This window comes from Petrimonas sp., assembly GCF_963921705.1.
In the GTDB taxonomy this organism is placed as follows: domain Bacteria; phylum Bacteroidota; class Bacteroidia; order Bacteroidales; family Dysgonomonadaceae; genus Petrimonas; species Petrimonas sulfuriphila.
In genome coordinates this window covers 3,305,601-3,331,557 of record NZ_OY997410.1, presented here as the reverse complement: position 1 = coordinate 3,331,557, position 25,957 = coordinate 3,305,601, and the positions used below count along the sequence as shown (strand labels likewise).

Genomic DNA, 25,957 nt, shown 5'->3' with positions numbered 1-25,957 from the left:
GAAATTTTTTGATTTTTCTTTATTCAGGGGTTACTGTTATTTTGTGTCTTGAAATGAAAGGCTTTTACCTGTTTTCCCCCGCTGTTGGAGATCTGGATATCCATCTGTTGTTTATTGGCCTGGACGTTGATCATCTCCCTGTTATGGTTCACCAGTATAGGAAAATTAATCGCGTCACTCCTTTCACGATAGATGTGGTTATGAAGATGACCGCACATCATCAAATCAATATTTGCTTTGTTTAAAATGGGGACGAACTTGTCCAGGATCTCTTTCTCCCCGTGCCAATTTCCGAAAGGAGGGATATGGGTGATCACCACCTTAAAGGGAGATTGCTGAAATTCATCACTCTGAATCACCTTTTTCAGCCATTGGGCCTGTTCGGTACGGTAATTGTCAAAAGCTACGATGCCACTGTATTCAATGTCGTTGTCCGGCTTGTCCTCACCACAGTCGAGCACGATAAAGCAGACGGGGCCTTGCCGGAACATATAATATAACTGGCCGGTAGGGGTGGGAAAGTAACGGGGAAAGGTTGTTGCGAAATTTCCCCTGGTTTCATGATTCCCTCTCGCATAATAAAAGGGTGTCTCTTTGGCAAACAACGTCACTGCTTTGTCCAGAAAGTCGTCGAACAGTTTTTTTTCTGAACGGAGATCGGTGGTCATGTCCCCGTTGAAAAAAACCAGGTCGGTTTTATCCCATCGGGCCCCTATCAAGAGAGAATCCATCAGTTCGTTGTTGCCGTGAATGTCATTCAATACCAAAAAAGAAATTTCCTCCTTTTGAGGATTGTTGGTGGTGAATTTAAGCGGTGTTTCACTGTATACATTGCTTGCCACGGTCCGGCCGTAGGTTACATGATACGCTTGATGGCTCAGTACCTCCTGGGAATAGATTCGGTACCGGTAGGTAGTGTTGGGTTTCAGATTCTTCAGCCTGACCATATGAACAGAATCGACCACTTTGAATCCGTATGATTCTGAAAAAAATTGGGGTCGCGGCTCATGGTAGAAATGGGTTTTGTCGTCCGGAGCCAGCTCCACCCACGATATAGCCCTTTTATTGGTTGTCCAAACAATTGTTACTTCATCTTCAGTCAATCCTTGCAGGTAGGGACCATGGGTAATGGAGATCCGAGACTGAGCAGCAAGAGACATTGAGAAGTTCAGGAAAAGAGTTATTAATAAGAGCAACTTGGTATTTTTCATTATTTATTAAGTGTTGTTGATTTTCTTGCAAATTTATTAAAACTTTTGTCTACTTCGATGGAAGCATCATCATCTTTCGACATCGTATAACGTTTCTGATCTTCTTGAATGACCACTTTCACCACATCATCCATCTCGGTGCGCTGTGCGGGTAATAAGGAGAAGTTTATGAATCCGTCCCTGTAAATGAAGGGAATCGATTCTCCCGTGCGGAGAAGGGTCACAGCTATTGGTTTTTGGCCTGTTCGCAGAGAAACCTGTTTCTGGAATGACGGAAGAAGATGCAGGTACCAGTTATTACCCCGGCTAGTGATCATCACGTTGCTGCGGGCAACTCCGGGAGAGGGAGCTGCTCCAATCACCGATTCGCGGCTATGTGACATCCATTCGGCGATTGCCTCCATATTCCTGTAGTAGTTAGGGTGCATCTCTCCTTTGCCATCCGGTCCCACATTAGGGAGGAAGTTCCCCCCTAATGAACGGCTGGCGACAAGATGCTCAAAAAACCAGGCATAAGGCCTGAAGGTGCCTGTTTTGTCATACCCCCAGCCACCACCTCCCGATGTCCAGATATCACAGTGTTCCCACCATTGGGATGGCGTATAGGTGGGGAGAATACATTCAAAAGGAGTGGTGAAGTCACCGATCCGCATGCCGCTTCCGGCAGGGTCATCGGGATTCACAATGTTGGACCAGCGGTCGTTGATCACAATCCCCGGTTGCAGGGAACGGATCCAGGTATAGATCTGCTCTGTGTGCATATCACTCACTCCTTTGAAATACATGCCATCCAGCCACAGAATATCAATTTTGCCGTATCGGGTAAGGAGCTCTTCCATTTGTGCAAGGACAAACCCGAGAAACCGTTCGTACTTCTGATAATTTGCGACAGAATCGGTAATAGCCGGCAGCTGATGCCACTTCTCCGCATCATATTCATTGGGGTGCATCAACCCCGGAAAATGCCAGTCCCTGGGAGAGAAATAAAAACCAACCTTCAGGCCGTTTTTTCTACAGGCATCAACATAAGGTTGAATAAGATCCCGCCCACCCATGTATTGTTTGGTACCAATACCATATTTGGAGGGCCACAAGGCATAACCGTCATGGTGTTTGGTGGTAAGCACGGCATAGGTGAAACCTGCTTTTTGGGCTGATTTCAACCATTTGTCGGGGTCGTAGTTCTGTGGATCAAATTGATTGGCCAGGGCATAATAACGTTCGGGAGGTGCTACTTTCCCTCCATACCTGTAATGGGCAATCATATCCCACGATGGTTGTGCGCCCACCACACTGTGAATCCCCCAGTGCATGAAAAGCCCGAGGCTGGCATTGGGATACCACTGCGCCTCTTTATGGGGATTGGGTAGTACCAGATCCTCTTTTAGCGGCGTTGATATCACTTTTTTGGCTCTTTCAATATCTTTCTTGTCGATGTGGTAGGATTCGGGGAAACTATTGAATTGTGCAGATAATGGGAGAGTTGTTGTACACAACAGTAACAGGATTGCACACTTTATCTGAAGGATTTTATTTTTACTACTCATGGATTGGTTTTACATTTAGAGAATTCGAATCGTATTATTTTTGAATTTCAATGATCTGCTTTTTATTTAGGTCTCCCTGATACAAGGTGAATTGGACTGCTCCTTTACCATACTTCCAATCATCTATTCTGATGCCATTCACCAGCAAATAAGAGGGTTTTGTATCGGAGAAAATTTCAAGTTCCCAGGTTCGCTCTTTGGGCATCCCTTCGTATCGGCCCTCTACGGGATTAAAGGTAATCTCTGTATTTTGTCCGGTATCGACACAATCGATCTTCGTCTTTGAAAAATCACCCTTTTCATATGCAAAAGTGATCCCATCATCTTCCCAGAGTATATAGCTGCTTGTTTGATAAGGATAGATCTTCAGCTCAATGGTATCGAGTAAATTTTCACCAATAAACTGAGTCGGTTTCTGGTAAGGAATAATTGCCCCTTCGCGGATAAAAAGGGAGCCACCTCTCGTTTCCGGTACCGAAGCATGAATGGTCTTGTTGCCTGTAACTGTTTCGCCGGTCCAGTAATTGATCCATTTCCCTTTCGGCAAATAGAGAGAATCACTGTTGACCCCTACCAGCAGATGGTCTCCAAACATAAACTGGCTGGTCAGGTTATCCACTGTACGGTCATCAGGGAACACCAGGGGCATTGCCCGCAAAATGGGCATTCCGGACTGGCTCCCTTGCAATGCTGCTGAATAGATATAAGGGAAGAGGCTGTTGCGAAGGGTTGCATAAAAGTGAAAGGTCTCTTTCTCTTCCGGGTTCATGTACCAGGGATGAAGCAGGTTGTACCAACTGTTGACCTGGATCCAGGGAAAGAAGAACCCCATATGCATAGCCGCCTTGTTGTCAGAGACCTCTACCAGGACGTCGGCCGAAGTATTGACGAAGCCGCTAAGGCCAAGATTCAGCTGATCGAGCAGGGCCACTTTGTCTCCGCCGTTGTCTCCGCTGGTGGATACCCCCCAATGCTGGGTTCCGGCATATCCCCCGCAATAGTGGTGAAAGGAGCGTATACCCTTGTGAGAACGGAAGGTCTCGTACATCTGCTTGGGGAGCAACACCTGATTCAGGTTATGCATCTCTTTGTCTGTAAGCCCGTTATGATATGCTCGGTCTGGGTGCTCATCGAGTGTGTGGGCAGGGTCCAGTTTGAATCCATCTACACCCTGATCGATGAACCGGGTGAGGTGTTGAAACCAATGATCTTTGCCGGAGAGTGACGCTCCGCGCTCCAATGCCAACTTGTCTTCCTCGGCGATGGTCATGTCATGATCGATACAAAGCCATAAAGCCAGTTTAAATCCAAGGCCATGTAAACGGGAGATAAAGAGGGTGGGGTGTTCATATTTTGGAAATTTCTCTTTTTCCCAAAAGGGTTCTGCTGGGAATTTGTCGAAATTCCAGTTTTTAGAGGTGGAGAAATCATATCTTTTTTCCATCCACTGGGGTTCAAGCCAAAAAATATCACAAGGAATCTGCTCTTCCCGAAAACGAAGTGCATCGTTCAGGATATCCAGTTGATCTTCCATTGTATTGCCGCCAAATGCAAGTCCGTACCCCCATTTTGGCATGAGGTAGGGCCTTCCTGTGACACGGGTATAGTGATCAATCACCTCGGTCATTTGCCTGCCTAGTAACAAGTAAAAATCGGGATCACCCTCGCTGTTGTAGACAAAAAGGTTGTCTTTTTGAAAGCGACCAATATCCAAATAGTTTTTTGCCGTTGTATTATTGAAGATGCCCCATCCCTCAGAACTGATGATGAAAGGCATCGGTATTTCTGTCTTTTTGTAAGTGGCCCACATGCGCAGAGCCGTACCCCGGTGTTGGATGTTGGTGCGACTGGTACTTCCTCCCCCGTAGAAGCGCTCTTCTTCTTTGAGGGTGACGCCAATTATCCTGCCCTTGGAGAGATTGCCAACCTCATCCAACAATTGGGCCTGTATCGGTGTGTCCGATTTTCCTGAACCGATAATTGCTTCGTCCTGCCTTATCTCTCCAAAATAGGTGTTGAGGGAAGCAGCCAGCTCGCGGGCTATGGCATCCTTAGGCTGGATAAAGGAAATTCTTTCCACAACAAGTATTCCATTGTTGTCGGTAACGGTGATGTCACCAGCAAGAGGATCCACAGTGAGGCGATACGACTCTGTGGAAATTATGTGTTTTCCATTCTTCTTTTTGTGGGTGGCACCGATTGGTTCCCAATCCGTTTTGATGATTCCGTACCTCTCCATCACGGTTTCCTGAAATTCACCTGTAGGGGAAATCCTGATTCGAAAGATTTCGTTTCGGCACGCCTGGATACGTAAAACCTGTCCGTTGTGAAGCGGAATATCAAACGGATCCGGCCTGCCTTTGGCATTCAGTTGATGATTCATGCCGGAAAAGAACCAAAGCAGTCCGGCAAAAAAGAATAGAATATGTAAGTTAATCTTCATGTAATCCCAGTGATAATTTATCCATCCATCCGTGATTGGACTTTCCTCAAGTTAAGGGAACTTGTGGAAGTTCTCGTATTTTATTTTCCAACTACTGTCTTTCGGGAACCCGGGGGCTGTAACGTCTCCGGAGCCATCCCATCCTTCAGCCATCATCGCGATAGCTGTCAGTAACCCTCCGTTTGACGGGAAATAGGGATAAGGTGATCCTTCGCCATAGGCCAATCCGTGTTCATCAAAGATATAATTATCGTGCAACAGCAGGTCAACCGCCAGCTCCGGCCGGCCTAACCGGGCTGCTGTCATTGCCAGCATCGGAAAATCCCATCCCCAGATCCTTTTAAAATTCCAGGTGGAAAGAATCTTGTCGAAGGTCTTTTCCAATATTACTTTATCCACATCATCGCCGGGTAACATGCCATAAATACCAATGATGGCAGGATGCTCAAAGGTATATTTGGTCCACATATCGGGTATCCCCTCATACAGGACATAAAGGCTATCTTCCACCGGATAGGGTGATAACTGGTGATAAACACTGTCTATTTTTGTCGGAACATCGACATTGAGTCTGTTGTACCATTCTTTAGCTACCTTCAGTCCGTAACGCCAGTAACCCAGTTCAAATGTGGGATTGAACGTTTCGGCATAAGGTGTGTTTTCTGAAACGGGAACAATGGGAGGCCCCAGAACATATTCATCTTTTTCCGGATGATAATAGGCAAACGAAGCCAGGAATTCCGCGGTGCTGAAGACTACTTCCCGCCATTTCTCTAGCGTTTCCCGGTTTGGCTTTTGACGATATTCCATCTCTGCAAAGTAGATAGGATGAGGTTGTTGCCATATCAGAAAAGCATGGGCAACGCCTGGCCACTCCACGTTATTGTATGCAGTACATTTTGGCCATTTTGTTCCCTGAAAGCCTTCACTCTTAGCCCTTAGTCTGGCCGTTTCCAGGAAATCTTGATAAATACCCAGGCTCTTGTCTGCCAGCTCCTGATTATCCCATAAAGCCCAATGTGCCAGATGCCACCAGATCATCTCAAAATGGAAGCGGCCATACCAGCCGTTGTTGTTTACCAGCCCGCTTTCTTGCGGAGGTAAGGATCCCGACTCATTCGCCTTCATCAGGTAGCGGGATAAAACGATGCGTCTCTCCAGTTCAAACCAACGTTCGTCTTCGCTCTCGGAGAGATCGACCGCTGCTCCCGATTCCCAAAATTGCTTCCATGCTTTCCTGCTAGCCGAAAGTCCTTCTTTTGCTGTGACAGGCTTCTCTTGAATCTGTTTGGGTGAGAACTCACAGGTGAATGCCATCTTGTTTCCCTCGGGAGTTAGCCTATAAGTGTGAGGATTATCTTCTGCCTCGGAAAAGATACAGGGGGTATCCCAGGACAACGCAGAGTAATATTTTTCCTGATCTAGCTCCCGGGTAAAAATAACCTTTTGCTTGGTTCCTGAGTAGGTGGTTGCATGTCTGTCGGGTTCATCCCAAATGCCGATATAATTTCCTTTCCTGCTGTTGTGGGCAGAAGCTCCGGGAAAGGTGATCTTTACAGCCAACCTCTTGAGGTCGATAAGGGGTGATTCTACTGTCACGGCGATCAGGTCTCTATCGGGATGGCAGGCGGTATATACCTGTACAGGAATATCATCAATCTCAAAATAACTGGAGATGATGCCGCTCCAAAGATCCACTTCCTGCAGACAATTCTGCAGGTCGGTCATCGCTACTTCCTTGCCCTCCGCACCCAACAATGAGAAAGCGATCCTGGCCAGGTTGATCCGATGCGGGTTGCCCACCAACCATTCGGTAATCACCTTTTGCTCTTCCGTCTCCTCGTTTCTGAGGGGATAGGTGACCATCCTTCCGTTGTGAAGTACTTGCTGTCCCTTGAAATTGCTAATATCCACACCTTCGGGTACCGGGTCCGAATGCCATCCCCATTGCGACAGGGTATTGAAAGGAACAAAAGTCTGTAATCCGGTGATATCCACTCCAAAAGCGATTTCACCGTTTCCCACTTGTGCCGGACTGCGTTTGCTGAATTTTTCGGATACGATGTTGTGTCGCGAGACCACCTCCTTGCGGTTGATTCTGTTCTTATTAGCTGGATTGTTACAGCCCAATAGCAGGATGATCAGTATAAAATAGCTTACCCTCATGAGGATTCGTATTATTTAAATCTTTTCTTCATCGGTTTCCTGCCCATCTTGAACAGCAGCTCACCCCCTTTGATCAGGTCTCTGTGGAGCAAGGTGTAGTCCCTGACTGGCTTGCCGTTTATTTCCACATGCTGGACGTAGATGTTTTTTTCATCGTAATTCTCCACTTTGACTACCAGTTCCTTGTTGTTCGGAAGTTGCAGGGTTGCCTCTTTGACGGAGGGTGAGCCAATGGCGTATTGTCCCGATGCGGGTGCAACCGGGTAGAAGCCCAGCGAAGAGAAAACATACCAGGCAGACATCTGGCCACAGTCATCGTTGCCACACAATCCGTCGGGTTTGTTCAGGTACATGCTGTTTTTGATCTGGTGAATTCGTTCCTGTGTTTTCCAGGGTTTGCCGGCCCAATTGTAGAGGTAAGGCACGTGATGGCTAGGTTCGTTGCCGTGCACGTAGCAACCAATCAATCCCTCCCGGGTTACATCTTCCGTTTCGGCAAAATACTTATCCGGCAGGTACATGGTAAAAAGGGTGTCCAGGTATTGCGAAAAACGGTCATTTCCACCCATTCTCTGGATGAGGGCAGGTACATCGTGCGGTACATAGAGCGAATAATTCCATGAATTGCCTTCGATAAACCCTTCATTGGCCGTATGGAGTGGATCAAAGGGAGCTTTCCAGCTTCCGTCACTGTTCTTTGCACCCACAAACCCGGTGTTGTTGTTGAACAGGTTTTTCCAGTTGTGGGCTCGTTCGTTGAATTTTGCGGCTACTTCCTTGTTGCCGATCGATTCCGCCAGTTGAGCAATTGCCCAGTCGTCATAGGCATATTCCAGGGTCATGGAGGAGCCGTATACACTTTTGTCAAACGGCACATATCCCAGTTTCATGTAGTCATCGAGGTTCCCGTAGTTGGGGTAGGTTGCCGAGGATACCGATGCCTCCAGTGCCCGCTGCGGGTCAAAACCCCGGATACCGTTTACCCAGGCGTCAGCGATCACCGGCACGGCATGATAACCGATCATGCACCAGTTTTCATTACCAAAATGACTCCATACCGGCAGGGATTTATGTACACTTTGGTCATGATGAGCCAGCATGGAATTAACCATATCGGAAGTACGTTCCGGTTGTATGATTGTCAACAACGGATGCAGTGCCCGGTAAGTGTCCCACAAGGAGAAAACAGAGTAATTGACAAATCCTTCCGCCTTGTGTATCTGGTGGTCGATTCCCCTGTACAGGCTATCTACATCCATGTATTCAACAGGATTGATAAACGTGTGGTACAATGAGGTGTAGAATGTTTCTTTCTTTTCCGGTGTAGCTTTAATCCTGATTCTCTCCAGTTCCTTTTGCCATTTCTCTTTGGCTTCGTTTTTCACCCGGTCGAAATCAAAATGAGGCACTTCGGCATAGAGGTTTTTCAGTGCCCCTTCGGTGCTGACAGCAGAAAGGGCAAATTTGATCTTGATTTTCTCTCCCGCTTCCGTTTTGAAGTCGAAGTGGGTCTTCAGTTTTCTGCCACCCATTTCAGGGAAATTGTTTTCCTGGTCAAACTTACGCCAGAAACCGCGATAAACCAGCTCTTCTTCATTGCGGGACCCGTAATTTTCAATGGGCTTGGAAAAGACCATGGCAAAATAGAGGTAATTGGTCCGCGCCCATCCGCTGGTGATGCGGTAGCCTGTCACCAATGTGTCGTTGTGTACCCATACCTGTGACCACAATACTTTTCCGTCATAATTGTAGATTCCGTGTGTCAAGTCAAGGACGATGTGCGCATCTTCACTTTCTGGAAAGGTATATTGGTGAAAACCCACATGTTCAGTAGTGGTCAACTCGGCATCGATATTGTAATCGTCCAGTGTTACGCGATAGTAGCCGGGTGTAGCTGTTTCGGTTTCGTGGCTGAATTGCGACCGGTATCCATTCTCCGGTTTGTCGGACGTGCCGGGGTTCAACTGCAGTTTCCCGGTAGTGGGCATAATCAGAAAATCCCCCAGGTCGGAATGGCCCGTACCACTGAAATGGGTATGGCTGAATCCTACTATGGTGGGGTCGTTGTATTGATAACCGGCACAGTAACGGTACACGGTGCCTGTATATTTCCCATCTACGGCATACGGGATGGTATCGGTGTCCGGGCTGAGTTGTACCATACCAAAAGGGACGGTAGAACCGGGAAATACATGCCCCATTTCCTGAGTGCCGATCATGGGATTCACATATTGCGTCAGGTCTTCAGTTTTCTGTTGTGCGGATAATGACCCAAAGACGGATACTGCGCACAGAAGTGTAATAATTGTCTTGTTGCACATGCTCATTGTTTTATAAATCATATTGTTGATTACTTATTACCGATTGCATAGGTACCCATTTTTTCAAAAGGAACGGCTTCAAAGCCCCTGATTTTTTCAAATACTGCTGAAGTTTCCGTTAACTTGAAATTCATCCTGTTTTTATCTATAAATCCCGGATCTTCACGGGTGACAAGATTATTGGTGGTGAAATCGAGGAATTGTTTATCCGCATTTACCCCATCGTCTACTTTTAGTACGGTCTGTCCAACATTTACAAACAGGTTCCTGTCCACCCGGTTCCTTTTTGGAAAAGAGGGATCCTCTTCCCAGTATTTTGCCAGTTCCGGATAGTTTGTACAGTAGGGAGGCCGATCGAATTTTATTTCATTCAATCGCTGTTCAATAATCCCTCCGGGAGCGATCATCGGTTTTGCCCAATCAAAAGCCTGTAAGCGATTGTCTACTTTAATCCCGACCGGGCAATCAATGAAAATGTTGTTTGTGTAGGGATTGTCACTACCTCCGCCAATCAATACGGGAAAAGCGCCCGCCTTGTAGAACACGTTCCCGTGCACTTTCATCCCGCAGGCCGCATCATCGTGATAGATGGCTGTGGTACGATAGCGTTCCGGCAGGTGATGGATGAAATTATATTGCACCAGGTGTCCTCTTTCAGAGGGATTACGGCCGTAATAAATTGCACCTGCGTCGTCCGTCTCCATACAAACATGATGAATCTCGTTATACTCAATGAGGTGATCATTTCCGGAGAGTAGAATGGCTACATGCGGAGCATTAAATATTTCATTATGAAGGATTTGGTTGCCCACTCCCGATATTTTAATCCCTGCACTGTAGGTTTTGGCGATGCGATTGAAATCGTGAATGGTGCAATTGTGGACATAATTGCGGGCGGGGGTAAGGGTATTACGGTCTCCTCCTGAAAGAACAATTCCACCTCTCCCCGTTTCATAGATCATACAATCGACGATGCCGTTGTTGCTGCTGAATGCCTGTTGTGGCTGTTGTGAAAAACCGGTTGCATCTTCAATGGATATGGCGAAACTGCCTAAATTCCTGAATATACAACCTGAAAAAATACAATTGCCGGTTCCATACAATGCTGCCGCACTTCCTCTTGCATTTTCAAAAACGATTCCTTTAACGGTGATATCGGATGCGCCCAGCATCTCCATAATAGGCTCTTCGAGGAGCGAAACTTCCAGGGTAGATTGTGTTCCCGGATCAAAAAAATAGAGGATTCCCTCTTCCCGATCGATACAGTATTCACCCGGAGCATCTGTTTCTTCCACGATATTATAGGCATACCATTGATTCCAGGGTTTTCCCGATCCAAAACCGTACCTGTGTGGATGAAAAGTGGTAATGGCCTTTTTAGATGAATCAATCGACGCCAGCCTTACCGCATCATCCGCCCATCCGTGATTGAAATAACCGGCAATCCATACTTTCTCCGGATGCTTCCATCCGTAAGGCCTGTCCCCCGGATAGGTAAAGGTTGCCCCTTCCTGTCTTTTGTCATCAGCCAGGGACCCGCTGTAAATTACCTTTCCGATGTTAACCGATGAATCGTTTGGCCATCGGGAGAGGTGTCCCGGTTTTCCGTTGATAAATAACTCCATGGGGGCCGGTGTTACAGGCCGGCCGAAGCCGACCGGCTCTAACTGGCCATAATCCTCGATAGGTAAGTCTTTCAGGCGGACCATAAATACCTTGTTCCTGTTTGCTTCGGGAAAGATCTCCTCTTTATCTGTCCCTGCAACCGGAAGAATCTGTTCCGGTGCAATAAGAATACTGCCTGTTAATGTGACTTTTTCATCGGGGAAGGATTGTATGGTAATGTTGTAATCTTTGTCGGTGAAGTGGATCGTTCGCTCGATGCGGTAGTTGCCTCCACGCAGCAAGATGGTGTACGGGCGATCGTCCGTTTCTCCCCATCTTTTCTCCCTGATATAATCCCTGGCCCTCCCCAAGGTCATAAAGGGATCGTTTCGTTTACCGGTGCCTTTGTCATTCCCGTCTACAGAGACATATACCCTGTTGTTGCCTGCACATGATCCCAGAAAATACAACAGGAATAAAAAGAGGTAATATCGTCTGGATAAGTTCCTCACTGTTTTTATCTTTTGGATTGAAGCTTTTTACCTTTGGAATTGATGGTTTCCCTTACCGACACATTTCTTGATGCCTGGTTTGTGTCTATCTCATTGCCTGTGGTGTCGAAATAGGAATTGCTGAGGGTTACGCTGTCACAGTTGGAAATTACCATCCCTTTGCTTCCGGGCACTGCCTTGCTCTCTACTGTAATGTTGTTAATGTTGATGTTTTTACAGCCGGAATAGGTTTGTACATCTCCGCAGGCATCCCGCAGGATAAGTCCTTCCAGTTTGATGTTACTGCATCCGTTGAAATGAATCAATGCCGGTCTGGTTTGTAATGCACTTTTTTCGAGGTGTCCTTTCTCTACCTGATCGGTAATGCTTTTCAATACCCCTTGTCCATGTCCTTCAATGACTCCTTTACCGGTGATGCCAATATTCTCAACGTTATCCGCCAGGATAAGTGCCTGGGTGTTATTGACGCTAAGGTAGTCATAAATCGATCGAAAGGCCACCAGGACAGCCCCTTCATGCAGTTGGATCGTTACGTTGGGTTTTAAGTGGAAACTGCCTGTGAGGTAGCGTCCTACATAGAAGTTGAGTTGTCCGCCTCCATTGGCACTGATATAATCAATGGCGTATTGTATGGATGCTGTATTTAAGGTGACGCCATCTGATTTGATGTCAAACAGGGATGCTTTGTAATCCTTTGCGAACATTGAGAGTGTGAGGATTAAAGCGACGCAGGTAATAACTATTTTTTTGCTCATTTTGTTTTGTCTTTTAATGGTTGAATGGGGTAAACAGCATTATTGGATCGTTACATTTTTGGAACGGTTTTGAATAATCTGCTTTTTGTTTTTGCTTTCGGGTTCAATAAACTCTACGTTGCGGAAAGTAGCTCCGTCCACATTGTCGATTACTATCGAAGGACGGTAGTCTTTTTTCTCGGCAACCAGTCTTACGTTGTCGAATACCACACCGTCGGCATGACGTACATAGAATCCCCATGCGGGCAGTTCTTTCCATTGTGAGAATTCAGGGTATCTTTCACGCATGTCGGGGATACTGTCCAGTTCAGTCTGGCTGGTGCCGCGATATGCATATAACGGATTGCCGGCACCCGGATATACAATTTCGATGTTCTTCAATACTACATCCTCGATTTTATGGTCGGGAAGCCCGAATATTACGGCGGGAGAGATGTTGCGCGGATTATCTTCCACCGGGCCCTCGTAGTTATAACCCACGTCGGGTTTTGACATCGGTACTTCTGCGTATACATTGGAAATGCGGACATTCTTCATACTGGGTTGCTTGCCGCTGCTCCAGCGGTCACCTATACGTAGGAAAATAACGTTGCCGGTATTGATGGAGCGGATGCTGTCCACCTCAATATCCTCGATGATTCCCCCGTCTACCGCAGCAAAAGTGATGGCAGAACGAAAGGTGTCGAATATGGTCACGTTCTTAATTTTAAAGTTCCTGAATCCCCCGCGGGATACGGTGCCAAACTTGATTCCATTTGCGCTGGAACGGCCTACACAGTTCTCCACTACCACATTCTGGCAGATACTGTTAGCATCGTGCGATTTGAAACAGATGACATCGTCCGCCGCATCAAAATAGGAGTTTTTAATGGTTACCCCGTCACAATCGACGATGTCGATTCCGTCGTTGTTCCAGTATGCTTTGCTATCTACATAGATACCATCTACATACACATTCTTACACTGGTCGTAGGTCTGGTTCCAGCTGGCCGGGTCGCGAAGAGTGATGCCGGTGATGGTGACGTTGACACACTCCCGGAAGTAGATGTTCTCCGGCCGTCTCCACTCCCTGGGCCTGTCGAGCAAGAGCTCATCTTCAAAAATGCCGCGGTGGATCAGGCTGACCAGGTTGTTGGCCGTAGTGAATCCCCGTCCGTTTATGGTCCCTTTACCGGTAATTCCGATGTTCTCCTGATTCACGGCAAAAATCATGGAGGACCACTTGATTTTGGGGTCAATCACATAATCCAGCGGATTGGTGGATCCCAGTATGGTCGCACCCGGTTCCAGATGAAGGGTCACGTTCGATTTCAGGTAAATGCTTCCCGTCACGTAATTGCCTACCTGAAAAACGAGGCGGCCGCCTCCGTTTTCACTTACGTAATCGATGGCTCTTTGTATGGTTCTTGTGTTAACCGTTGTTCCGTCGGCTTTTGCTCCAAAGTCGGATACATTGTAATCTTTTGCCTGGAGATGAGTGGCAAGAAGTATGAACACGATCGAAAAATATATATTTATCTTACTCATGATTGTTGTTGCTGATTGATGAATAAATCTGATTTAAGCTTATTTTTGAATGATACGGGTTGATTTATGACGGATGAGATCTTTTCCTCTGCCCGGAACATTGTATTGCATTCTGGACAATGTAGCTCCTTTTACGTCGTCAAACACAACGGCGGGACGGTAATCTTTCTCTTTGGCAGTGAAAGTCACATTCTCCAAGGTGAGATTGCTGGCGTGACGTACATAGAGCCCCCATGCCGGCAATTCCTTCCAGTTGGAAAATTCCGGATAGGAGTCAATCAATTCCGGGATACTGTCCAGGTCTGCGGGTTTAGTACCGCGATAGGCATAGTTCGGATTGCTGCCGCCGGGGTACACAATTTCGATATTGCGCAGGGTCACGTTGTTGATGTCTACTCCCGGGATACCGTATATGACGGCGGGAGATACGTTGCGGGGAAGGTCTTCGATCGGTCCTTCGTATCCGTAGCCGGCGTCCGGTTTGGTGGCAGGAATTTCCGCATACATGTTCTGGATGGTAACATTATCAATGGTTCCTTGTTTGTCTTTATTCCAGCGTGTTCCGATACGTAAGAAAATAGCATTCCCGGTATTATAAGCGTAAAGGCTGTCCACAAAGATGTCTTCCACCTTTCCTCCATCGGGAGTGGCAATAGTAAAAGCGGAACGGAAAGTGTCGTATACTTTGTTGTTGATGATGCGGATGTTCTTGTATCCGCCCGAAGTGACCGTCCCGAATTTGATGCCGTTGGCACTTGAACGGGCTACGCAGTTACGCACCTCGATATTCTCACATCGTTTGGTTTTATCGTGCGATTTGAAACAGATGGCATCGTCCGAAGCATCGATAAAAGAGTTGCTCACTACTACGTCCTTGCAGTCGACAATATCCAGCCCGTCATTGTTCCAGAATACTTTGCTGTCTACCGTGATCCCGTCAATTCGCAAATTCTCGCACTGATCGTACGTTTGAACCCAAAAAGCGGTGTTCTTAATGGTAATTCCGCTAATGGATACATGGTTACACTCCCGGAAATAAATACCGCCTGGCCGTCTGGTTGCAGGACGGTCTAATTGTAACTTGTCCTCAACAATCCCCTTGTGGACCTGGTCAACCAAGTTGTAAGCCACCTCGGCTCCCTGCCCGTCAATCACACCCTTCCCGGTTATGGAGATGTTGCTTGCCTTGTTGGCGTACACCAATGCCGGCATAAAAATGGGTTCTTCGATGTTGTAATCGTATATGTTGGTTGATCCTACCAGTATGGCCCCTTCCCGGAGCACAATATGCACATTCGATTTCAATTCGATGGTGCCGGTCAGGTAGCGCCCCACATAGAAAACCAGTGTGCCGCCTCCCTTTTCGTGGATGTAATCGATAGCCTTCTGAATAGAGGTGGTGTTTAACGTGGTGCCGTTGGACTTAATACCAAAGTATGATGCTTTGTATTCAGCGGCTGATAGATGCAAAATAGAAAATACCGCAAGTGTCAGAAAAACAGTTTTTATTCTTTTCATTTGTTTATATTTTATGTTTTATGTTTTACGTTAGGCTACATGAAACTGTCCCTTTATGCCATGGAGAGGAATAGCCTAACCTTAGTGAATTCGCTTTAATCACGTATTTATTTGCTAATGATTAATAAACTGTAACAGGTCCAACCAGTCCCATCGATTGGATTTCCTGTTCCCTGCCTTTCCGGTTCGTGTATTTCTGGGCAGTGGGGTTGTCAGTTAATGCCTGCATATAATTACCCATGGTTGTGATGACATGCACCTCGATTTCATTCTCTCCGGTTTTTACATCATCACCCAGCTTGTAAATACGGTTACCGTACCATTTTACTCCTTGTGATTTCCCATTGACAAACAGTTCGGATACACCGGATACCTTTCCCAGATTCAGAATGGCTCCTTTCTTATGAATCTGGATTCGTTTCTTGTAAACCACAGTGCCGGTGAAACGGACATGCTCGGTATCTTTTAAATCCTGTAATGTTTCCATTTGTGTGCTCTTCACCCACTTCTCCCGGCTGTGGCGGAGCTCCACCTCCCAGTTGTTGTTTAGGAACTGTGCGGCCGGGTGATTCAAGGGCAGCTCTTCCCAATATTCACCTTTCCGCTCTTTGTTGAAGACAATGATGCGGGACTCTGCCGGCCCCAGGTTTAATTGCAGGCTATTGCCATCAAGCTTCAACCGATACGATTTACCCGTCTCGGGATCCAGTATCCAGGGATTACGTCCCCGGGTAATTTCTTTGGAGAAAGTGATCCGGGTGTCTCTGTTTTCATGCTTGTGAGCATTGGAGAAGAAGAAGATCTCACTTTTGTCATCTGCCTGATAACGAGTCTGCATCAGATAACGGTCGGGCCGGCTGATTTCCAGGTAATGGGGCAGTTGGTATTTTTGCTGTAAGCCGGTATACCACTCCAGGTAGCGGAGATCATCCGGTTTGGGAGTCAGGACAAAGCGGTCGGAATATGCACGAAGTTTATCCGTCCAGGCGCTTACCTTTTTGTCGTTCTCCTTGTAATTGTGCAGGCCCAATGATTTCTCTGGCAGGCACTCAATAGCGAATATTTTTCCTCCCCCGCGGACAAACTCGTAGAGCTTGGCCAAGGTGTCGGGAAACATACTCTTCACCTCCGGCAAAAACAAAATGCCGTACTTTTTGGGTCCGTAGCAGAGTTTTCCTTTTTCAATTTTTGCCTCTTGAATGATTTTTTCGGTTACATAATCGGCTGCTCCTCCATTCTTATTGATAGATTCCCAGATGATGGAAGTGTAGGGGATATTCAGTTTTTCGGGGAAGGGATCTGTCTGTACACCCATCTCACCCCACATGTCGTAGTTGGCCGGCAGTATGGCTATATCGGTATACATGTCGGCATGCTGTAACAAAGATGAGATACGGGCCTTGTAGCGATTCAGGTACTTGAAATAGGGCCACCAGTTGTTGTTTTCGTTATAGTAGGAGCCGTATTGTACCCACCCCGGGAAGGGTGCCTCCGGGGGTGAATAGTTGAATCCGTGCCATATGGAATGGGTAATCCCCGACATGATTGCCTGATCCGAACCTATTTTTAGTAATTCCAATGTAGCATTAAAAACAAGGTAAGTGTTGGTCATCTCTTCACAGCTGATCAATCGTTTGCCGGTAAGGTGTGCTGCGGAGGAAACATACTTGTTGATCATGGTATAACCACGCCCCCGGCGATAATCCTCATCCGACATCTCTTCTCCGAGCTTGTGGCGGAGCCAGTTGGTGGTCCACGATTCTCCTTCCGGGATGTCGTACCCCAAGCTTGTCTCCAACGGGAAGAATCCCCTGCCGTAGGCCTGAGCCCTTGATTTTACGTTTTGTTCACGACACCACTCCAGGTAGGTTTGGGTAAAACGTTCATACAGCAATTCAGCCTTTGTATATTCAAAGTCAAAGCGGACACGACGGATTATCTCTTCAAACTCCGGACTTTTCTTTACGCCATAATTCTCATCCACCACAGCCCCCAGCCGTCCGACCTTGAACATGGTAAAAGGGAGATAGGGCATCAGGTCGTAACCTCTTCTCTTTCTGAACTCGTCTGCGAGATCGGCACTCCAGTTACAGCCCTCCAATTCCATCGAATCGGTGAAGAAGGCCCTCAGGTGGTTGGAGAGTGGGCCGGTTTTTTTCTGGATGGTGTCGGACATATGATTCAGGTACTTTTTTACGGCTTCCTTGTCCATATGGTTCAGGATAGGCCCTGCAGCACCGGGTGCACCGTTGATCACAGAGGCAAAGGAGTTGACTTTCACCAAGGCATAAAAGACATGCTTCCCTTCCGGCACCTTAACCTGGATAAGTTCTTCATGCCGCTGGTCCGATAATTCAATCACCTGGTCGAGACTCTCCATGGGTTCAGGAACCATTTTCAGGGAAAGAATTTCAAAAGTCCTGCCCGGAAAGGTGTCAGTAACTCCGGGATCCGTCTCGTTGAAAATATGGTAACGCGAGACTTCATAGTCCATTGGCCCTTCCAATTCCTCAGCGAGTATCAGTGCCACCTGGGCACGCTCGTCATGGGGTAACGTTTCTGCACCGAAAGGCCAACCTGAACCTACGATCAGATCACAGGTCATATCCAGTTTTTTAGCTTCATTGAAGGTAACCTGCAACAGGTCGATCCATTCGTCACTGAGCCACCGTATCGATTTGATGCCGAGATCATCTCCTGTTGAAGGGAAGTCGATAGGGTTGATCTCAACCCCACCCACACCCGCTTCTTTCAACAGGCGTAACTCTCTGATAATCTCTTTTTTTTCTACTTTGTTTCCGTTCCACCACCACCTGACGAAAGGATGGTATTTGGCATCCGGATTCTTAAATGTGGTATAGATATTGGCTCTACGCTTTCCGTTTGTATCCACAAGTGTGTCGGATCCCAACAGGGAAACACCCCCAGTGGCTACAAGACCGGCGGAAAGTGCCGCACTACGAATGATAAAAGATCGTCTGTCCATATTGTTTTTAATACTATTCGAGTTGTTTTTGAAACTGTTTATTTTTTTTGGTTGTAGGTTCGTTAAAAATATCCGTGTGTTTTTACATCTCCGTATTTAAGTGCGATTTCCACACGTTTCACCAGGAGAGATGAGTCTGCTGCGTGGAAAGCGACGGTATTGTATCCCTGTTGAATACTTTCTACGGGTAGGACAAATGCATACTGGCATTCTCCTTCCATCAGTCCCCTGCCTTTGTCATAAAGTGAGACATAATCCGGCGCCGAATGGGTTATGTCCCTGCCGTTGACTTTTAATGTAAAGGATGCCTGCTTACTGCTCCTGACAAAGAGTATCACCTCTTCGGGAACGGTCTTTCCGGGATCATCCCCAATAAAAATTTCGGCTTTGGAGAAATCATCGGATCTTACCTCCAAGGGTAAGGAGGAGATGTGTTTGATGCCATATTCGGTTACACCATCGGAGAGGCAATAGATCTTGTTCCTGTAGGCAAGTGTCTCCGGGGATCCCAGTTCCTGAATAAGATGAGGTGAGATAACCCGGCATACCTGGCCTCCCTCTTCAAGGTGCAACAATCCTTGGTAAGTTGAGTTAAAAGCTCCATAGTAATGATTGAAAAGATAAATACCATCGGCACCCTGCGATAAGATATGGGAAGCCATTCCCCTGAACATGCCGTGCGAAAAGGTCTCTCGAGGTTTGTACCCTCCGTCATCGATGGTTGCATAGACCGGGACAGTTGTTGATCCCAGTTCTTTGATAAATTGTGCAACCGGAAGGGAAGGGTTGCCACGCCAGTGCACTCCGATGGTTATGAAGTCGACCAACCCCAGACGGATCCACTCCTGGATGTCGAGCCCCTTGTCAAGGCAATCCCGGACCGTGAGCGGTACCCTGACGGAAAGGAGTATTTTTTTTCCTCTTTTTTCAGAGAGTTCATCCACTTTGACTTTTACCTCTTTCATCAGTTCGGTCATCAGGAAAGCGTTTTTCTTTCCTTCGCCTTGTTTAAAATAGACGATGAAACGCATAAAATCCAGATCCAATCCGTCAATCATCTCATATCTCTCCAGTTGCTCGGTAATGATCGCCAATTTATGGGCACGTACTTCCGGATGTGCAAAATCCAATGCCCTGGAACCATTTAATCCGGGGGTGTCATCGTTGGTCCAAAACTCAGGATGTGTATACCAGAATTCGGGATAAGTTATGGGGCAATTGGACGTAGTATCATTAAAATGAAGATCGTTCATCCTGTAGGTGATAAAAGCTTCCATACCGTGCATCTTAGCTCGTTTAAGTGATGCTTCAATCAGATCAGTACCATCTTTTTCGAGATTCAGGTGGTTTAGGTAAAAACTTTTGTAATGATGGGTAGCAGCCGTGTCATTACCACAATCCAGCTTTCCGTCAAGATCATCACCCAATATACGGCCATGCTTTGAGCGGTAATAAAAAAAATCGCTGCCTGTGCACATCATGTAGGTAGTCACTTGTGAATGGCTGACCATGTCGACGTAAGCATTCACATCATGCACAGTGAGGGGCCGTTTGTGGAACCAATAATTGCCCAGAGCATCACTTCCGTCGTTGTTGTGAATAATCCGGTATCTCCTTTCTGGTTCAGCTGAATTAACTTGTAACGATAGAAGTATGCCCCAGGATACCAAAAAGCACACGATATATTTTTTTTGCATAGTACTGCCCGGATGATAAAGGTGTTTTGAAATTGTTACAAAAAATACCGGATCTGATTCGAGGAATTGCACAAATCAGATAATTTTAGAATGAAGAGGGTAGGGATTAAGAAATCTCTACCCTCTTTATTAATTAGAAAATTTATGAGAACATAGAATTTAGAACCAATTCGGGTTTGTAGAGGTCTCCTGAATAGGGATTTCATAGGTCATATGTTCCACTTTGTAGATTTTTCCAGATGACCAGTGAACCGTTGATCCGTTACGGTCAATATCTACGTTCCAGCGTTTGCTGTTGGAATATTCAAGCCCGTTCTCTCCCCACATTTCGATCCTCCACTGCAGTTTGACCATATCCAGCACAGAAAGGCCAGCCATAGACGAGTAATTGTCACACGTCAATGTCGGTGAACCCTCTTTTGTTCTTGCGGCAAGTAATTTGTTAAGCGTTGCTTTTGCAGCACCCTCCTGGCCGGCAAGAGCCTGTGCTTCAGCCAGCATCAACAATACTTCCGAAGAACGGATATAGGTATAGTCACAGTTTAGTTGATTGTTCCTGACGTTATGCTGTTTGGCAATGGTAGCACCCCATTTCAGGTTGGTGTATTTGGGAAGCACCCTTTCTCTATTGTCCGTAGGATAAGTATAGGCTACCGGTGTTGTAATAAACCTGCTTTTACGGTAATCGTTGTCATCCATCTTTTCATACAACCTGTTGTCTATTCGCATATGGTATGCACTTAAACCTCCGTTGCCTTCCAGAAAGCAGTTGAAATTGCTAAACTGATAGGTTTGAGCTCCGTTTCCGTCAACCCAGCCCAAGATGGTTTCAGGATTTCTGCTGAGGCTGCTGAATGCATTGTCGTTGGCTCTCACATCATCCGTACCTGCGGCTAAGGCGCTTACACGGGAGTTATCAATGCCGTAATACTCTTCAGCAATAAAATTGGGATATTTATTCAAAATCTCCTGGGTAGCTGTGATACAGGTAGCATAATCGCCTGTCCAGAGCGATGTGCGGGCAAGAAAGAAGAGTGCTACTCCACGGTCGATATCGTTTGGCTTGTCAGTGGTAAATCCATCGCTCGCATTTCCGATTTGAGACTCCGCAAAAAGTTGAGCAGCTTCTTTCAGATCCGCTTTGATGAAGTCGTAGGTTTCGGTGGCAGATGCAGGGGCTACAGGGGTATTCACTCCATATTCGGTATAGATCGGCATTCCTTTTCCTTCTTTACCTCCATGTAAGTATGCTTTTTGAAATCTTTCCATCAGCAACATATATCCATATGCACGAACGGTCAGTGCCCGTGCCCGATAATCCTTCAGCGATTTGCTGCCGCTTTGTTCAACGGTTTGTTTATCCAGATAGGCCAGCACCTTGTTTGCATTGGTATGGGGAGTTGCTGCCAATAACCACCAGGTGTAAGTAGTACCCCTACTGTCGGCTTTCCATGGTTCAAAGCTGGCATCTATGTTATAATATGTTTCATATGTGCCGGTACTTCCCAATGTGGCTTCTCCCAATACAATATCATTTCCCCTAAGATTGCCAAACAGATCCTGGTTGGTAAGGGGATTTGTCGGATTACTGCTAAATCCAGAATAATCACCGGCCAGCCTGAAATTGGCATCCAGTGTTTCCACCAATCCGCCCATTATCAGTTTAATCCTTTCTTCGTCTCCGGAAGCCAGGATCTCCTGGATCATTTCGTCTGTGAGGTTATTGGGTGGGGCAACTTCCAAGCTGTCTTCACATGCGGAAAACAGAAAACCCATCAATAAAAAATATAGAAATATCTTTTTCATCATTTTCAAAAATTAATAGCGTTTAATTATAATTCAACATTTACACCAAATGATACGGTCTGCATGGTAGGATAGGTATAGGCACCTACTTCCATTCCACCGGTCAATGACATACTGGGGTCAACACCCTTAGCCGCAGAGATCATAAACATGTTATCTGCAGAGACAAAGAGGCGCAACTTGCTGATTTGGTAGTTCGACAGCAGTTTACCCGGCAATGTATATCCTAATGTGATATTCTTCAGCCTTAAATAGGATGCAGAGAAGAGGGCCATGTCGGTATATTTCCATGAACCGAAGGTTGAACCGTCGTAATTATCCGCCCCGTACCATTGCATCGGGAATTTGGCATTTTTGTTTTCAGGAGTCCAGGTGTTGTTGATCAATTCCTCTGAAAGGACGCCGATATTGTACCTTAAGTAATAACTGCTTCTGTAAAGGCCGTTTCCATATTCTACGCTGTAGAATTTACCACCCAATTGGTATGCTGCCATGGCGCTCAAATCAAATCCTTTATAATTAATTGTCGTAGAAAAACCGCCAATCCATGTTGGAATGGCACTGCCCACTTCATATTTCGAAGCCTCGTTGTAATTCTTGGTCTTGACATCGTCACCCACTTTTGCACCGGGATACTTGCCATCTGTAACATCCTTTTCGCTTACTTTGTGATAGAATAAAGGCAGCCCTGTTTCCTGGTCTACACCTCCATACTTATAAATCCACAAGTTATACCAGTCTCTTCCTACTCCTCTGAGGTAGTATTGTCCGCTGGCCGCATTGCCAGCACCGCTGGCTGACCATCCTTCACCGTTAGCTTCGTAGGTATAGGGAGGTAAACCCGGAGTATATTCCGGAATAGAACCTGCCGGTACATCTTTTAACGTAGTGGCGTAGTGTGTTCCGTTTGTAGAAATAGTCCAGGAGAAGTCTTTTCTGCGAATGATATCCACCCCGAGTTCTACTTCAAAACCGTTGTTCTGCAATGCTGCACTGTTGGATTGGAGTGATTCCTGACCAACTGCCATAAAGTTCACCTGTTGGTTGTAGAATGTGTTGTCGGTAAGTCGGTTGTAGTAGTCAACGGTACCGTGCACCCGGTTAAACAAGGAGAAATCAATTCCTACGTCAAAAGTCTTTGTGTTTTCCCAAGTCAATGCATCGTTCACAAAACCACCTACGCTCATTGTATAGGCATTGGGTGTACCCGTACCCGCTGATGTTTCGGTGTACCTCGCTCCGTAGCCCCAGGTCCTGTAACCGCTGTAGCGGCCAATTGCATTGGAGTTACCGATTACCCCGTAGCTCGTTCTCAATTTCAGGTTGTCCAGCCAGTTTTTGGTCCCCATCATGAAGGGTTCGGACGTTACGCGCCAACCGGCACCCAACGACCAGAATGTACCCCACCTGTTTTTCTTGAACTTGGATGAACCGTCACGACGGATCGAAGTGGAGAGGTAGTACTTTTCGTCGTAGATGTAATTGGCACGGCCCAGGTAACTCTCCATTCTTTCAATGTCGTCTCCGTATCCGGGTCCTCCAAATCCTCTGGCATTGACGTATCGGCCTACAAAGTTTCCAGAACCCAAAAATCCCGGGATCAATTCATAGCTGGATCCCCAGTTAATGCCTTCATTTCTCCAGTCATTGAATTCGTGTGCAGCCATGGCATCCACATGGTGTTTGTCAAAGTCTTTGTTATAAGTCAGGATCTCCTGGGTATTGATGATGGTTTGGTTAGTCAGCCTCCTGTAAATCCCTCCTTGGTCCTTTGCCGCTCCGGTTACGCTATTGGCGTATCTTACCTGAGAAATATTGTTCTTGTCAAACGAGAAGTTCACCAAAAATTTAAAATCATTCAAGAAACTGATTTCAGCATATGATCGGGTAGTAAGCATGTCAGCCACATCCTGCCATTTGTCATTTTCCATCGCATAGGCGATGTTGGTGCTTCCATACAATGCGCCTGTTTCTCCAATTGGTGAATAGGTGCTTCCTGCCGTGGAATTGTATATTGTGCCATCTTCGGGATGAGTTCTGTAACTGCCGTCTTCGTTGTAAGCATATACGGGAACAATGGGGGCAAACCCGTTGATAAACCTAAATACGTTCCCTTGGTTAGAGCCGGCGTTTCTTCCCCAGGTGGTACCCATTTTGTCAGTGGAAGTTCTGGAAAACCCAACATTGGCTCCTACTTTTAACCATTTGAATAGCTGAGAGTTTATGGTTGATCTGCCGCTGAACCGGTCAAATTTTGAATTGCTGATATAAGAAGGGTCAGACAGGTAACCAAGAGATACGTAATAATCAACCTTATCGGTTCCTCCGTTGGCTGAAATATTGTATTCCTGCCTGAAGTTCTCGTTTAACAGTACTTTGTCGAATGTGTCGTTATACAGAAGTTCAGCTTGGGGATTCAATCGTCCGTCGGTGCCTACCAGATAGGCACCCGTCATTGTTTTGGCGGGAATTCCGCTTCCGTTTGTTTCGTTGACGTAGACTGCACCCGGTACGCGGTATGCCATGTAGTTTCCAAATCGATTTGTCCCAAAGGTTGATTCTGAATTAATGTAGTTGAACAGATGCTGGCTGGCAAATTCTGCGGCCTGCTCATGTGAATAATTGGGGTTGTTTACATTGGTGGTCCAGTTTTGCGGTTGTCCTGTACCGTTTACCCCATAACGGTATGAGTTATAAATCGATTTCCATGCAAATTCATAAAAATCTTTTGCGTTATCGATCTTTCCCAAGTCAAACGGTCCCACGGAATTGAAACCTGCTTTGGCAGAAAATGAGATATTGGTTTTACCTGATTTTCCCCTCTTGGTAGTGACAAGCACCACACCGTTTGCACCACGGGAACCGTATAGTGCCGTAGATGCTGCATCTTTTAATACGGTAATACTTTCAATATCGTTCGGATTGATGGTTGACAGTGGGTTGTCGCTTTGCGCGGGCACTCCGTCAATCACAACCAGCGCTACGGAACTGTTTAGGTTTGCCGATCCCACACCGCGTACACGTATACCCATATCCATACCGGGCTGGCCGTCTACAGAAGAAACCTGCAAGCCTGCTACAGCGCCTTCAAGAGCGCGGGATACCGTAGATACCGACTGAGAGGATACGATTGAACCGTCAACGGCGGAGATTGCTCCGGTTAAGTCCTTCTTTTTGGCAGTACCGTATCCAATCACCACCACTTCATCCAACGCTTGTGTGTCTTCCATCAGGATGATGTTGAAATTGGATTTGCCTGCAGTTTGGATTGTTTGATTCAGGTAGCCGATATAGGTAATGGTGATTACCGCGTCGTTCGCTACAGTTAAGGAAAAGTTGCCATCTATGTCCGTAATGTTTCCGTTGGTGGTGCCTACCTCCAGGATATTTGCGCCAATTACAGGTATGCCTGCATTATCCACCACTGTCCCGGTAATTTTCCTTTTCTGCTGCTGTGCATCGGCAAGTCCTTCTTCTACTCCTTCTGCTCTCTTGGAGAGGAGGATGTGATTGCCTTCCAACGCATAATTGACGTCTTTATTTTTTAAAAGTGCATGGAGTACATTGGAAACAGCTTGTTGTTTGGATTTTACCGATACCTTCTCGTTCGTATCTACCTCGTCGCTGTAGATGAACAGATAATCGGTTTGCTTTTCAATCTCGTTTAATACTTCTTTGAGTGTTACGTTTCGTTTATTGATCGTCACCCTGGCATTTTGAGTGTAGCTCATTTCGGCCATAGAGCAAAAGATGCAGGTAAACAATAAAATAAAGGTTGTTCGCATAATCAATAAAAAATGTTTAATGGGCACTTTTTCGGTTAAATGATTACCCAATGAATAGTTTTTCTTCATACATTTGTA

The 25,957-nt window shown here is 46.4% G+C and carries 13 protein-coding genes; all 13 read right to left on the bottom strand.

Annotated features, from left to right (window positions below; genetic code table 11):
* Nucleotides 1-23: 23 nt before the first annotated feature.
* The 13 genes from AACM02_RS14040 to AACM02_RS13980 all read right to left on the bottom strand — a co-directional run bounded on the left by AACM02_RS14040 (nt 24) and on the right by AACM02_RS13980 (nt 25,948).
* On the bottom strand, nt 24-1,211 hold the full coding sequence (locus AACM02_RS14040) for a metallophosphoesterase (protein WP_339117314.1): 1,188 nt from the start codon (nt 1,209-1,211) through the stop codon (nt 24-26).
* Nucleotides 1,211-2,758, bottom strand: coding sequence for an alpha-L-fucosidase (locus tag AACM02_RS14035; RefSeq protein ID WP_339117313.1), 1,548 nt, complete (start codon nt 2,756-2,758; stop codon nt 1,211-1,213). The genes AACM02_RS14040 and AACM02_RS14035 overlap by 1 nt, the downstream gene beginning before the upstream one ends.
* Nucleotides 2,759-2,792: 34 nt before the next feature.
* Entirely contained in the window at nt 2,793-5,201 is a 2,409-nt protein-coding gene (locus AACM02_RS14030) for a TIM-barrel domain-containing protein (protein WP_339117312.1), read from the bottom strand.
* Nucleotides 5,202-5,252: 51 nt separating this feature from the next.
* Nucleotides 5,253-7,367: a hypothetical protein gene (locus tag AACM02_RS14025; protein WP_339117311.1), complete on the bottom strand. Its 2,115-nt coding sequence runs from the start codon at nt 7,365-7,367 to the stop codon at nt 5,253-5,255.
* Between the two features lie 11 nt (nt 7,368-7,378).
* Nucleotides 7,379-9,688 (bottom strand): GH92 family glycosyl hydrolase, encoded by a 2,310-nt coding sequence (locus AACM02_RS14020; RefSeq protein ID WP_339117310.1) that lies wholly within the window; start codon nt 9,686-9,688, stop codon nt 7,379-7,381.
* A gap of 29 nt (nt 9,689-9,717) precedes the next feature.
* Nucleotides 9,718-11,805 carry a right-handed parallel beta-helix repeat-containing protein gene (locus AACM02_RS14015; RefSeq protein WP_339117309.1) on the bottom strand — a complete coding sequence of 696 codons (2,088 nt, stop codon included), beginning with the start codon at nt 11,803-11,805 and terminating at the stop codon, nt 9,718-9,720.
* 5 nt (nt 11,806-11,810) lie between these two features.
* Entirely contained in the window at nt 11,811-12,560 is a 750-nt protein-coding gene (locus AACM02_RS14010) for a glycosyl hydrolase family 28 protein (RefSeq protein WP_339117308.1), read from the bottom strand.
* Nucleotides 12,561-12,599: 39 nt separating this feature from the next.
* Nucleotides 12,600-14,087, bottom strand: coding sequence for a glycosyl hydrolase family 28 protein (locus tag AACM02_RS14005; RefSeq protein ID WP_339117307.1), 1,488 nt, complete (start codon nt 14,085-14,087; stop codon nt 12,600-12,602).
* Between the two features lie 39 nt (nt 14,088-14,126).
* Nucleotides 14,127-15,605: a glycoside hydrolase family 28 protein gene (locus AACM02_RS14000; protein ID WP_332456368.1), complete on the bottom strand. Its 1,479-nt coding sequence runs from the start codon at nt 15,603-15,605 to the stop codon at nt 14,127-14,129.
* 121 nt (nt 15,606-15,726) lie between these two features.
* Nucleotides 15,727-18,591: a glycosyl hydrolase gene (locus AACM02_RS13995; protein ID WP_214063075.1), complete on the bottom strand. Its 2,865-nt coding sequence runs from the start codon at nt 18,589-18,591 to the stop codon at nt 15,727-15,729.
* 62 nt (nt 18,592-18,653) lie between these two features.
* Nucleotides 18,654-20,270, bottom strand: a complete 1,617-nt coding sequence (locus AACM02_RS13990; RefSeq protein ID WP_339117306.1) for a hypothetical protein — start codon at nt 20,268-20,270, stop codon at nt 18,654-18,656.
* Nucleotides 20,271-20,447: 177 nt separating this feature from the next.
* The gene (locus tag AACM02_RS13985; RefSeq protein ID WP_321716208.1) at nt 20,448-22,097 is read right to left on the bottom strand and encodes a RagB/SusD family nutrient uptake outer membrane protein; all 1,650 of its coding nucleotides are present in this window, start codon (nt 22,095-22,097) and stop codon (nt 20,448-20,450) included.
* A gap of 23 nt (nt 22,098-22,120) precedes the next feature.
* Entirely contained in the window at nt 22,121-25,948 is a 3,828-nt protein-coding gene (locus AACM02_RS13980; RefSeq protein WP_339117305.1) for a TonB-dependent receptor, read from the bottom strand.
* Nucleotides 25,949-25,957: the final 9 nt, after the last annotated feature.